General features: G+C 34.4%; 13 protein-coding genes. 8 read left to right on the forward strand and 5 right to left on the reverse strand.

Going from position 1 to position 13,016, the window contains the following annotated elements; translation table 11 throughout:
• Positions 1 to 281: 281 nt before the first annotated feature.
• Entirely contained in the window at positions 282 to 1,166 is an 885-nt protein-coding gene (locus AC3RV6_RS08740) for a fructose bisphosphate aldolase (protein ID WP_489749054.1), read from the reverse strand.
• Positions 1,167 to 1,669: 503 nt separating this feature from the next.
• Here AC3RV6_RS08740 and AC3RV6_RS08745 point away from each other — a divergent pair.
• From AC3RV6_RS08745 to AC3RV6_RS08760, 4 genes are all read left to right on the forward strand, one after another.
• A complete protein-coding gene (locus tag AC3RV6_RS08745) occupies positions 1,670 to 2,020 on the forward strand; it encodes a DoxX family protein (RefSeq protein ID WP_489749055.1) in 351 nt (116 codons plus the stop codon).
• Positions 2,021 to 2,138: 118 nt separating this feature from the next.
• Positions 2,139 to 3,245 carry a flavin monoamine oxidase family protein gene (locus AC3RV6_RS08750; RefSeq protein WP_489749056.1) on the forward strand — a complete coding sequence of 369 codons (1,107 nt, stop codon included), beginning with the start codon at positions 2,139 to 2,141 and terminating at the stop codon, positions 3,243 to 3,245.
• Positions 3,246 to 3,620: 375 nt separating this feature from the next.
• The gene (locus tag AC3RV6_RS08755; RefSeq protein ID WP_489749057.1) at positions 3,621 to 5,180 is read left to right on the forward strand and encodes a GGDEF domain-containing protein; all 1,560 of its coding nucleotides are present in this window, start codon (positions 3,621 to 3,623) and stop codon (positions 5,178 to 5,180) included.
• Positions 5,181 to 5,599: 419 nt separating this feature from the next.
• Positions 5,600 to 6,442 carry a glycerophosphodiester phosphodiesterase gene (locus tag AC3RV6_RS08760; protein ID WP_489749058.1) on the forward strand — a complete coding sequence of 281 codons (843 nt, stop codon included), beginning with the start codon at positions 5,600 to 5,602 and terminating at the stop codon, positions 6,440 to 6,442.
• 106 nt (positions 6,443 to 6,548) lie between these two features.
• Here AC3RV6_RS08760 and AC3RV6_RS08765 read toward each other — a convergent pair whose 3' ends face one another.
• Positions 6,549 to 7,148, reverse strand: coding sequence for a nitroreductase family protein (locus AC3RV6_RS08765; RefSeq protein WP_489749059.1), 600 nt, complete (start codon positions 7,146 to 7,148; stop codon positions 6,549 to 6,551).
• A 136-nt stretch (positions 7,149 to 7,284) separates the two neighbouring features.
• Here AC3RV6_RS08765 and AC3RV6_RS08770 point away from each other — a divergent pair, with 136 nt between their 5' ends.
• From AC3RV6_RS08770 to AC3RV6_RS08780, 3 genes are all read left to right on the forward strand, one after another.
• Positions 7,285 to 7,647, forward strand: a complete 363-nt coding sequence (locus AC3RV6_RS08770) for a winged helix-turn-helix transcriptional regulator (protein WP_489749060.1) — start codon at positions 7,285 to 7,287, stop codon at positions 7,645 to 7,647.
• Between the two features lie 294 nt (positions 7,648 to 7,941).
• On the forward strand, positions 7,942 to 9,075 hold the full coding sequence (locus AC3RV6_RS08775; RefSeq protein ID WP_489749061.1) for a YibE/F family protein: 1,134 nt from the start codon (positions 7,942 to 7,944) through the stop codon (positions 9,073 to 9,075).
• Positions 9,072 to 9,854: a YibE/F family protein gene (locus tag AC3RV6_RS08780; RefSeq protein WP_489749062.1), complete on the forward strand. Its 783-nt coding sequence runs from the start codon at positions 9,072 to 9,074 to the stop codon at positions 9,852 to 9,854. The genes AC3RV6_RS08775 and AC3RV6_RS08780 overlap by 4 nt, the downstream gene beginning before the upstream one ends.
• Before the next feature lie 426 nt (positions 9,855 to 10,280).
• Here the strand turns inward: AC3RV6_RS08780 and AC3RV6_RS08785 are convergent, their stop codons facing one another.
• Both AC3RV6_RS08785 and AC3RV6_RS08790 read right to left on the reverse strand, forming a co-directional pair.
• A complete protein-coding gene (locus AC3RV6_RS08785; RefSeq protein WP_489749063.1) occupies positions 10,281 to 10,682 on the reverse strand; it encodes a YuzC family spore coat inner layer protein in 402 nt (133 codons plus the stop codon).
• A 163-nt stretch (positions 10,683 to 10,845) separates the two neighbouring features.
• On the reverse strand, positions 10,846 to 11,424 hold the full coding sequence (locus AC3RV6_RS08790) for a cupin domain-containing protein (protein ID WP_489749064.1): 579 nt from the start codon (positions 11,422 to 11,424) through the stop codon (positions 10,846 to 10,848).
• Between the two features lie 149 nt (positions 11,425 to 11,573).
• On the opposite strand from AC3RV6_RS08790, the gene AC3RV6_RS08795 reads away from it, so the two are divergent.
• The gene (locus AC3RV6_RS08795; RefSeq protein WP_489749065.1) at positions 11,574 to 12,245 is read left to right on the forward strand and encodes a VCBS repeat-containing protein; all 672 of its coding nucleotides are present in this window, start codon (positions 11,574 to 11,576) and stop codon (positions 12,243 to 12,245) included.
• A gap of 140 nt (positions 12,246 to 12,385) precedes the next feature.
• Here the strand turns inward: AC3RV6_RS08795 and AC3RV6_RS08800 are convergent, their stop codons facing one another.
• On the reverse strand, positions 12,386 to 12,871 hold the full coding sequence (locus AC3RV6_RS08800; protein WP_489749066.1) for a DinB family protein: 486 nt from the start codon (positions 12,869 to 12,871) through the stop codon (positions 12,386 to 12,388).
• Positions 12,872 to 13,016: the final 145 nt, after the last annotated feature.

The following is a 13,016-nucleotide window of genomic DNA, read 5'->3' on the forward strand; positions in this document are numbered from 1 at the left end:
TGTGCACCTCTATCTATTTCTATTAAATATTATATCGGTATTATAAAGACTTTGTTTATTTATTATCTAAAATTTAGTCATTAATAAGCATAGCGGGATAATTCAGAGTTCAGTTGGTGTCTACTATTTTTGGCTTATTAGGAAAGATTAGTGGCATATTTGGAACACTCGCTGGGAGTAGAAGAGTTTGGGAACGCAGTAAAACTTTTGTTACAGCAGAAAGAACCCGTACAACAATGCATGCAAAAAACATTGTTGCACGGGGACATTATAAAACTTATTTAAATAGACGCTTCATAAATAGACTTCACTGCTTTTTCGAGCGCATTATCAAATTCATCAGTTGTTTGGTTAGCATTTAAATCTTGGCTAAGTGCTCTAGAGAAACTGGCGATAAGTCCGTCATTTTCTTTGAGTTTTAAATTAGCATCTTCTGTTAAATAACCACCTGATAGTGCGACAACTCGTACTACTCTTGGATGATCAATTAGCTCTTTGTACAAATTAGTCACTGTTGGAATCGTAAGTTTTAACATGACGTTTTCGTCGTTCTGTAAAAGATCAAGCTGCTTAAGGATTTCTGTATTTAATAACGCTTCACACGCTGCTTTGTCTTTACTATGAATATCTACTTCCGGTTCGATAATTGGAACTAGATCCGCGGCAATAATTTGTTTTCCAATTTCAAATTGCTGATCGACTACTGCTTGGATGCCTTCTTGATTTGCTTCTTTTATGACAGAACGCATTTTCGTTCCAAAAATATGACGATCGTTTGCACGTTTTAAAATTTCATCCAAATCTGTGATTGGTTTCATCAGTTGGACTCCGTTTGCCACATCAGCAAGACCCTTATCAATCTTTAGAAAAGGGGCAATACCTTTCTTTTCTGCTAAATAATTCGCGGTGTACATGCCTTCTATTTTACGATCCATTGTTTGTTCAAATAAAATAGCTCCAAGAATATGCTGTGCATTAAAAGTCGGTGATGTAATTATACGCGTCCGCATATCGTGTACTTGCTTGAACATTTCTTCCTCATTTGAATAAGCGTCTTCTAACACACCGTATGCTGCAAGTGCCTTCGGAGTACTGCCGCCACTTTGATCCAATGCTGCGATGAAACCCTGACCATTTTTCACCTTGTCAAATTGTTTTTCATTCATTCCACTCACTCCTCAATAATTATATTAGGTATCTGCTGATAATAATATTGTGACTGATAAGAATTCCTCAAGTTATCTATAATTTTAGCACATATTGGCAAGGATTTCAGATTCACTGAGGGAGGGACAAACAAAATTGTTAGGGAATTCATATTTAGGAGAGAAGCAACAAAAGCATTTATTAAATTACAAAATAACCAATTGTTGCTTGCAAAGATCTGATAATACTTGTCGATCTTATATGGCTCACTTTAAAGCGCAAAAATCGGTTGTGTTTGTAGATTATTGACGTAAGACAGCTACTGGGAAACTACAGATATACCGATTAGGAGAGCTATATTTGATTTGGCTAGAAAATGTGAAACATAAAGTGTTTATAGTATTTATAGTAACGCTTATTAAGCTATAATATAACTCAGCGTTTTTTAACGTTTTGACTTGCAACGTTTAAATCCTGGTCAAAAGGAAATAGGCAAAACAAACGGAAACTAGGAGAATGCAAAATGAAAAAAATTGCTTTATACGTATTTTGTCTTTTCTTTGCAGTGGCTGGAATTGGGCACTTTTTGTTGGATTCCTTCTTTATTGCGGCGATGCCAGAATGGTTTCCTTATCGTCCTGCGGTCGTTTATATTTCCGGAATTATGGAAATCTTATTAGCGGTTGGATTATTCCTAAAGAAAACACGGAATAAGTCAGCTATCTTAATTGCCGTTTTTTTAGTACTTGTCTTTCCGTTAAACATATATATGGCATTAACTGCAGAGAATTATGATTTACCAGCAGTGGTTCTCTGGCTGCGTCTACCTTTTCAATTCGTATTTATTTGGTGGGTGCTAAAAGTCAGAAAGTAGTTCTAGAAATTATCTATGAATGAAGGAAAACAGTGCTTTGTTTTAAAAAGGTCAGCACTATATGTGTATTTGGTAGCTACTTTAGAACTTAGCTACATACTAGAATGGAGATTAGAAAATGAGTGAACCTATTATCATAGTTGGGGCAGGTGTAAGTGGCCTTCGTGCTGCATCATTATTAAGTTTAAAGGGTATTGCCTGCGTTGTTCTTGAGTCGCGAGACAGAGTTGGGGGAAGAGTGTTAACTGAGTCTGTTGAGGAAAGTCCTGAGCTAGGGAAGTATGATTTAGGACCAACTTGGTTCTGGCCTCAACGTGAACCTGTAATGACTCGTCTTGTGAAAGAATTGGATTTGAAGGCATTCGAACAGTACACAAAAGGAGAAATCCTTTTTGAACAGTTTAAAAATGCACCCATACAGAGACATATACTCCCAGAAGAAGCTGATCCAAAATCTGTTCGGCTCGATGGTGGAATTATGTCATTTGTTAATGCAATCGCTGCTACACTTCCCGAGAGAACTATTGAACTATCGACTATTGTGAAAGAAATTCATCTGGATAAAGAAGGTAAGATTACCGTTGGAGTAGAACTGGCTAACGGAAAGAAAAAAAGTATACACGGAAGAGCTGTTATATTAGCTTTACCGCCCAGAATAATAGCGCAAAATATAACATTCGTACCTGAACTTCCTGAGCGGCTTATGGACAGTTTGCGTGACAAATCAACATGGATGGGTGGACAAGCTAAGGTAGTAGCTATTTATGACCACCCTTTTTGGCGAGAAAAGGGACTTTCTGGTCAAGCAATTAGTAGATCTGGTATTTTGCAAGAAATCCACGATGCATCACCATTGAAAGGTTCGGGGGCTCTTTTTGGTTTCTTAGGGATATCCCCACAAAATCGACGAGAGCTAGGGCAGGATAGAGTGTTGGAACTTGTCGTTGAACAGTTGACTCGTTTATTTGGCCCTTCAGCTGGAAAACCGATGTCAATCCTCTTTAAAGATTGGTCTAGTGATATCCAAACAACTGTAGAAGCTGATTCCGAACCGCTTACTACTCTCCCAAACTATGGTCAACCGATTAATTCTGGCCAATGGGAAAACAAGATCATTTTTGCTGGAACAGAAACTTCATCTGCGCATGGGGGACATATTGAAGGCGCACTTGTATCAGCGAATCGTGCAGTTTCTGAAGTGCTTCAAATGCTGAAAGATGAATAAGTGTCCACATTAACTACATGTTTATTTATTGGAGAAGGGTACAACATGATTAGCTAACATAAATAGTCAAGTTGAAAATAGTTTAAATCTTTTATTATTAAAACTTCCGGGTACTAACATAATTATATGTCAGTGCCTGGAAGTTTTTCTCATATTTTTAACAAATTAATAAAAAATCCGTCTAATTGTATTAGCTAAACATATGCATATAATACTTTGTAATTTATTATAAGTCATATGAGTTTTAAATTTATTGTGAATGGGTATTATTAATTAAGACTATTTACCTTATTACCAAGACTCGGCATTAAAGTAACGAAAAATTCGTATTAATTTAAGATTAACTTGTCTAGTAGTATAAAGGGGGTGGGTAATATGACGATTAGACAATTGGTTTTTTATTTATTTGTATATCTTATTCCAGCCTTTGGTTTATTATCGATGGCATCTATTATTTTTAGTAGTAACTACAAAAGTATAGAAAACAGATTGGTAGCTGTGTTAGTTTCTTTATATAGCATTCTATTTGTTTTCGAGTTTATAAGGCATTTACTGCCATTATCATATAGTCCGTTTATTGTTCATTTCGTCATATTAAATATTGGCTTACTCATACATGCCGTTGCGTTTCACTTTTATGTTCATTTAACAAAATTACAGAGTCGTGTTAGCATGCCCTTTTATCCACTAATTTTCTATATACCGGTTTTTATTATTGTGTTATTTAAATTATTGAATAAAAATTATAATGGTAACATGACGTTTATTCAAAGTGGTATATGGTATGCACCGATAAAAGGACTTTATTTTTATATGATGGTGTCTGTTTCATCTGTTTTATTGATACTTTTATTTTTTATCTTAATAAACGGTATGAAGTATACAACATCTACTACAAAATACCGATTAATCCGATTATTAGCCGGCGGAACTTTTGTTGCACTTATATTGAATATAGTCATAAGCATTAAAAATTTCGGGGTTTTCATGCCGCCTTATCCAAGTCTTTTAATTGGTATCCTCCTAACGGTATTTCTTGCGATTTTAATGTCCAGATATCAATTGTTACCTCCAGATGTGAAGAAGTATCAAACTATGTTTAATCTAAGTCCGGTTTCCATTATTGTGTTGAACGAAGAGTGGGAGATACTAGAGTTTAATGAACAGGCTGGAAGAACTATTTTATCTCACGGACATACGAATTCGAAACTAACAGATCTTCTGAGAACTAGCTTCAATAAAAATGAGTTAGTTAAGTTTTTTGAACTGCTTAAACAGGATCAAGAAGTTAATGACTATTCAATATCTTTCGGAAATACTAACACACAAGATATTCTTTATTATGCTGTTGATGCAAAAGTAGTCTTAATAGAAGAAAAGGTATTATTTTATTCAATGTGGCGGAATGTGACAGAAGAATTTAAAAAAGAGCGACTGATTGAACGTATGGCTTATCGCGATTCACTAACAGAACTTCATAACAGAGCTTATTTTGTACCTGAAATAAAAGAAAGATTAATTAATCCACCTTTAAATTCAACAAATGAATCTGCGCTAGTATTAATCGATTTAAATCGATTTAAATTAATTAATGATACACATGGACATGCGATAGGGGATAAAGTATTGCGGCATACAGCTATTATTCTTTCGGAATCCGTTCGGAAAAATGACCTTGTCTCACGTTTGGGAGGGGATGAATTTGTCGTGTTTTTAAGCGAATTTCCAACTAAAGAATCTATAATTGAATGGAAAGATAGGTTGTGTGAGGCCTTCAAGCGAAACCCTTTCAAATTCGATTTAATTACAATCCAAATAGAAATAAGTGTTGGGATCGCTTATTTCCCGATGGATGGAAATAATTTTGAAAAATTGTTTCATATAGCTGATTCGAAAATGTATGAAGATAAGCGGTTATCTAAAATCGACCTATAAGATGCTGGATGATAAGGCAATTTAGAATTGTTTTATCATCCAACATCTTTTTTAATTAGATTAATATTTGATAATAAGTTTAATAGGATTTCTTCTACTAAAATGTCAGTCATGGCTCAAATGAATTGTCTACTAAATCCATTTTAGTAAGTAAATAAAAGCGTAAAGTTTTACACTTTATTCGTAAATAGCCAAAAGATAGTTAAAGTGTTATTAATGCTTACTTTTGGATTTTATCTGTAAAATCTATAGAACGAAAGGCGGGGAAGATCAGCTTGAAACCGAGTGTTCAATCATCTGATTATGGCTCTTTTCTACCGTTTCAAATTAACAGTTACATTACCTTCTGCATATGATATACTAAGAAAAAGGAATGGTTTGAATAATCTGTATTCACCATTTATTGTGAGGTTATGACTATGGGGAAGTTAAAGAGAAAAAAGTTTTTTCTGTATTTTGTAAGCGTTTGCATGGTGTTTTTGGTCGGATACGATTCGAGGTCTTTTATACAACCCGAGATGGAAGGGATGATAAGTATTGCGCATCGTGGGGCCTCAAATTTTGCTCCAGAAAACACACAATCTGCTTTTCGAAAAGCATTGGATTTAAATGCTGACTTTTTAGAGTGTGATGTTCATCTTTCTAAGGATGGCCATCTAATTATTATGCATGATGACAAAGTGGACAGGACAACGAATGGTAAAGGATATGTAAGGGATTTAACGCTTGCAGAATTAAAGAAACTAGATGCGGGTAGTAAGTTTCATCCTTCTTTTGAAGGTGAAAAGATTATTACGCTTGACGAATTAATAGAAGAGTTTTATGGTCGAATTGGTTTATTAATTGAGATAAAAAAACCGTCAATATACCCTGGAATTGAAGAGAAGGTCGCTGAATTGTTAAGCGAATATAAAAATATGAATGGGATTGTTGTACAATCATTTGACTTTAACTCAATGAGAAAAATGAAAGAACTACTTCCTGATTTAGAAGTAGCACTTCTAGTTAAACCTTCGATTCATAAAATGTCTACACAAAAAATAAAAGACTTAACATCTTTTGCGACTTATATTAACTTTAACGTTTCCTACGCAAATAAACGCGTAATAGATCAAATACATAGCCATGGCGGAAAAGTGTTGGTATGGTCAACTAAAAGTCATTTATGGCTTGATAAAGCACACCAATATGAAGTTGATGGCATAATTTCTGATTTTTCAATTTGGCCTGTAGAGACACCGATTCAATTAGTGCAAGATTAATTGATTTGATATTAAAAGCCAGTACACGCTGATAATTACGCGGTACTGGCTTTTGTTATTCTTGTATCAGGTTATATAGTGATAAGGAGATAACTGTGAACCAATATTATTTGATCACTTTTAAACGGTCATCTAAAGGTAAGAATTCTTTTTCTCCTGCAGGTGCTAATGGTTTACCAAAAGGCATCTGAGCGAGAAGTTGCCATGATGAAGGTAAGTCCCATTCACGCTTAACATCTTCATCAATCAATGGATTGTAATGTTGAAGACTGGCACCGAATCCTTCATTCTCCAACGACGTCCAGATGACGAATTGTAACATGCCGGAAGATTGCAATGACCAATCTGGAAATTTTTCTTTATACTCTTCAAACTGATTTTGCAAAGACTCAATGACAGCTGCGTCTTCAAAAAAGAGTATTGTGCCATAACCGCCACCAAACATATTCATTCTTTGTTCTGTAGACTCAAAGTTTTCTGCAGGTACAATTTTACGTAACGTATCTTCAGTTATCTTCCATAATCGCTTGTTTTTTTCGCCAAGTAGCACGACGACTCGGCCCGTTTGAGAATTAAAGGCAGACGGTGTATGTTTAACCGCGTGGCTTACAAGTTCTTCAATTTTCTGATCTGAAATCACTGGTTCTTCGCTAATTGCGTAAATAGAACGACGATTTTCTACTGCTTCAATAAATGTTTTAGTCATAGTAAAACCTCCGATTTTATTAAGTAGCCATTAGTAGAATAGGCTTCTCTTTAATTATATGCTATTAGGTTATTTATAGTAAGTACGCACTTAAAAGTGCTATAGTATACAATAAGATACTTTGGGAGGGATTTTTATGAAAGTGACCGTTGCTCAATGTAAGGTGGAAGAAGCTTTAGAAATTGTCGTTGGAAAGTGGAAACCGGTTATTTTGCTTCATTTATTACACGAGGGTACTAAAAGATTCAGCGAACTTAAGCGTAGTATGCCTGGAATTACACAGAAAATGTTAACAAAACAGCTCCGTGAACTTGAGGCCGAAGATATTGTTCAGCGCGTCGTGTATCCGCAAGTTCCACCAAAAGTTGAATACTCAATGACTGAATATGGTAGATCACTTGGTCCGATTCTTGAAGCGATGCATGAGTGGGGCGCGAATCATTTATTGCATAAGAAGGAAATGGATTTGTTAGCAGCGGATAGAGAAATTGTACAGTAGTAAGAGAAGACATATAGCCTGAGTCTGAGGCTATATGTCTTTTTTAGTTGTATATAACAGTATGCAATTAAACAATATCTCCACCAATGTCTTAAGTGGAACGTAAGCCTTGTGTGGAGTCATCGGTACACAACCTTGAACGGAATTTTTTATCCACCTCGTAGAAGTTCCGCCGGCAGAACTTCTTTCATAAGCTCATTTTAATAGTGGTTTATAAAATTTAATGAGTTTATAATGGTGGATAAGTTATAAGTGCAATTAAATTTACACAGATTATTGGAGGGTTATAGTTGAATGTTGTCAAAATTAATTAAAAAAATATCGAGAAAACAGTTTTTTTTCTACATAATAATTATATTATTATTTATCGCCTCGATGATTTTTGTTAATCATAATTATTCATTTTATGAACGGCCGGTTGTTAAAGTGATTGAAACCAATTTAGAAGAAGCGATTGAAGTAACCGATAATTATAATAATGAAGATAAGTTATTTAATCAGCGAATAATAGCTGAGTTTAAAAATGGCGAAGAAAAGGGACAACTCATTACTTTAACGAACGAGTATTCAACTTCTGGTGCATATGACCAGGAATATCATATAGGTAATGATTTATTTATAACGATAGATGAGAATGAAATTGAGTTAACAAAAATTACTGGGACAATTACAGATGTTAAGCGTGATAAAACCATTTTACTAGTCGCTTGGGCATTTATATTCACTTTACTTATTATTGGAAGAAAGCAAGGCTTTTTCGCCATCATTAGTCTAGCTATTAACGCCGCGATATTATCCTATGCGCTTGATATTTACGTCAATAATTCAAGTATAAGTTTGCTGTTGATATGTAGTGTTTGCATTCTTTTATTTACGCTAAGTTCATTGTTGTTAGTAAATGGTTTTAACGAAAAAACTTATGCAGCAATCGTTGCAAGTTTGTTAGGTACATTTATTTCATTAGCAATTGCTTATCTTGTTTTATGGGTAACTTCTGATAACGGACTTAGATATGAGGAGATGAGTTTTTTAACCCGTCCTTATAAAGTTGTTTTTATGGCAGGTTTATTCGTCGGATCTTTAGGCGCGGTGATGGACGTTGCGATTACGATGTCTGCATCTATTTTTGAGTTATATGAAAAAAACAATAATATATCTATTAAGACCCTTAAAAAATCAGCAATGGATATTGGTAGAGACATCATGGGCACAATGACGAATATTTTATTTTTTGCTTATATAAGTGGATCCATTCCAGTACTAATTTTATATTTTTTGAATAACTCTCATTTCATGTTTACAATGTCGATAAATCTCTCGTTAGAATTAGCCCGCGCTTTAGCTGGTGGAATCGGAATCGTGTTAACCATTCCAATAGGTCTCTATACGTCGATATTCTTTGTTAAACGAAAGAAGGCAAAGTTATGAATGTATTGGTAGTATTAGCGGCTATTTTATTTATATTAATGGTACTTGTAGGCGGGAAAAAGGGGGTAAGATCTTTTATCTCACTATTTTTAAATTTTGGCGTAATTATGTTAACGATTTTGTTTATGACAGACAATAACTTAAACCCAATCGTTTTAACAATAATCGCTTGTGTCGCCATTAGTTGTATTAATTTGTTTTATATTAATAAAGTTAACAGCAAAACAATTACAGCTTTTATTTCTACTATGATTACAATTAGTATCTTAATTTTCTTTATTAATATCGTTACAAAAAAAGCGATGATTCAAGGTTTTGGTGAAGAGGAAATCGATGAGCTTACTATTTTTTCCCTTTTCGTTGGCTTAGACTTTGTTAAAATTGCTACTTCAATGATTATTATGAGTACAATTGGTGCCATTACAGATATTGCGATTTCCATTACATCACCTATGCGCGAAATATTCCATCAACATCCATTGATTAGCAGAATAGAGTTATTCAAATCGGGATTAACGATAGGCAGAGATATTTTAGGGTCGAATGCGAACACTTTATTTTTCGCGTTTTTTGGCGGGTATATGGCACTCCTTCTGTGGTTTAAAGACTTATCTTATTCTGTTGGACAAATTGTGAATTCTAAAATATTTGGCGCTGAAATGATCATTATATCTTTCGCAGGAATTGGAATAGCGATCATTATTCCAATTGCTTCTTTAATAAATGCCTATTATTTAGTAAATAGAAGAGAGAAAATGGAGCAAAGCGAACTTGAATAACCGATAAAGGGTCCAACTTGGTGGCTTTACTTTTTATTGCATCAAAATAGGGTTTTTTCGATTTTTGCTTCTGCCTCAGCTTCTTTTTTTACTTTTTGTACAAATTCATTTCATTATGTGGATGGTTTTATTGATAGGATTTTAAACACAAAAAATGATTTGCAAGGTACATATGAACTGCTTACATTCTATAATTAGTTAACGCCCTGATATCAAAGAGATTAGGCACGTTTTGCATAGAGTGCGAAACAAGAGGCTGCAAAGTCTAAAAGACATGATGAAATGAAAATGTTTCTAAGTACTGGTTACAAGAGTCGCGATTTATATCGTAAAGTAGATAATTTTTATTATCCGGTTTAACATAATTAAAAAAGTAGCTTATGAGTTTAAAAATTCATAAGCTACTTTTTTAATTGAAGACAATGCTCAAGCTCTCCATTGAAATCCCAATGTAAGCATTGCGCTCCCTTTTCCATTAAGTTTTATGATAAGGCCATCTGGAGTGTATTTGACGTCAAACGGCATCGTGATTCCTGTAGAAGCGATTAATTTTTCGACATCACTTTTTTTTGAAAGTTGGGCGGCTGACATAATTTGTTGTGCAAATTGTTGAGAATCTACAATTTTATTTACGAGTAAATCAGCTTGCTTGATCATTTCCTGAAATTGCTCGGCCGATGTACTAAACATTTGTGTATCGACATGTGGAAAAGAGTTTGTATTATTTATTCCTACAAGTGTTTGAGGTTGATTTATAGAAAATTGATTTTCTTTAAGAGTAGGAATGTAGTAGGGAGGCAAAACATATAGGTAAGGGCGAAAATACACAAAGCGTCCTCCAATCCTAGAATTATATTGTATCCTATGACATTAAATATGCTTTGGTGTTGAGCCATAAATTATAAGACATAGAAGTGGTAACTATGTCTTTTTACTCTTAATTACGAAGTTCTCATCGATTAATAATTATTTCATACTAAAACTAATATGACTAATAGTAATCCGCCTCAGTAGCTTCTGCAATTTCCTTCGTTTGATGGATTGTTCCGAAGGGGTGCTCTGGTGGCGCATAAATTGCATACAGTTTCAGTGGTTTATGCCCTGTATTGCTAATGTTATGCCATTTACCAGCTGGAATCATAATTGCGTAGTCGTCATATACTTTTTGTTGATAGTCTAAACGATTTTGCCAATCTCCCATTTGAACGAGACCTTGGCCCTCTTCAATTCTAATAAATTGATCATTGTTTGGATGGATTTCTAATCCAATGCTGTCCGCAACGTCAATGCTCATTAAAGTAACTTGTAGGTTTTTACCTGTCCATAAAGTTGTACGATAATTATTGTTTTCTTTAGAGGCTTTCTCAATATCGATAACAAAAGGTTCTGGTCCATAATCAGTTAGTTGGGAATCCGGCATTGATGAGCTTGGTCCATAGCTTAAGTCTTGATGTTGATAAGAATGTGGAGTCCTATGAGTCCCGTACATTATATGATTGGGATTATATATAGGTACCGAAAAGTAAAAAGGATATTGAGAAACCTGGTGAAATTGATAAACTTTAATCATCCCTTCTATAGGCACTATGACAGTATATGCAATTATTTTTGTTACGTTCATTTAGCAAATTTGTACACAGTGCATATAGTACAATAAACAATGATGTAAATGAATGAGGAGGAAGGAAATTCAATAAGCACACGGTACTAGATTGGAAAATGGGAGATATAAACGGAGATGGCGTTTTAGATGCAGTTTATTTATATGGTCAAATTGATGGGCCGCCAGGGAGTTTTGCTGATAACATTAGACTAGTCATTCAAAACGGTCGGACACATGAAAGTACGGTAGTTCCATTTAAGAATAACGCGGGTTATAATGCTCGTTTATTTCTTGGGGATTTTAATAAAGATCATATATCCGATGTTATGATAAGCATCGACACGGGGGGGAGTGGGGGATATGGTACTTACTATATTTACTCCTTCAAAAATAACGTTTTACAAGAACTATTCAATGTGGATTTGTATAATGCGACTCACATATTCAAAGTGAATTATGAAGATTATTATAAAGTGCGGGTTCATAGTGCGCAGTTAAAAGTAACTTTTATCATAGATATTAGTAGTAAAGGAAAGGATTATTTAACTCAATTTTATGACGTGAATGGCCGGCTTAAAAAACATATAGAAGGTTCTGTTCTTGCTTTAGGTGCTTTATATCCAATTATCACCGATACAAATAGCACCAATTATGACTTAGTGGCCCTTCAACGAATTATAGGTCCGACAAATTCGGATACACTTGGATATGTAGAAAATTTTTTGACGTGGAATGATGACCAACTCATCTCTAATCGAATTGCGCTATCGATTCCAAACCAGATTTAGTAGGCTATTCTCATCTAATACTTCAAATTGAATACTTTTAAGTCAGCTTCTGAAGTATTCTTTAATACTTTAAAAGCTGACTTTTTTGTAGATTTTTGAAACTATATGGCATGTAGCTAGACTATTTATAAGTATTTTAGTTACTTTATTGCTTCTTTAATTTCTTGAATCTGTTCAATATGACGAAGTTCATGGTATCCGACAAATGGAATCCATTGCTTCAAATTCATATTACTGAATACTGGATGTGGATATGATTTTGCTTCGAGTGTTTCCTGGGGAACTGTATGAGTAATGTTTTTAAGTATTTCATGTGTTGCTGAAAGTTTTTCTAGCAATTCTTTAAGCGTTAAAAATTGTTCTCCTGGCTGGAAGTAATCTGGCGCCTCGACTTTTATTGAGCGATCTACTGTTCGTTCAATTGGTTTATCTTGAGTAGTACGCAGTTGACCATCTATCAATTGTTTTTGAATCGTTTTAGCGATACCGCCTTCCATTAAGTATAAATGCTCAAGTACTTGCCGAATAGACCACTCTTTTTCTGATGGCTTTTCGTTCAATTTTTCATCAGATAACCCACTAACTTCATTTAGTAATTTTTCTCGCGCTTCCTCATTAATCATCATTTGCCCACTCCTCTACTAGTCACTTATTTATTATACATTTAATGACGTGTATGAAACATTTTTGGTAACGACATTTTCAAATTGTTCCGAAAATATTATTACTAGGGTATCAAGCTGAACCTGAAAAAAGTTGAAGTGCTAAAAA

It is taken from the genome of Sporosarcina sp. So3-204 (genome assembly GCF_058068165.1).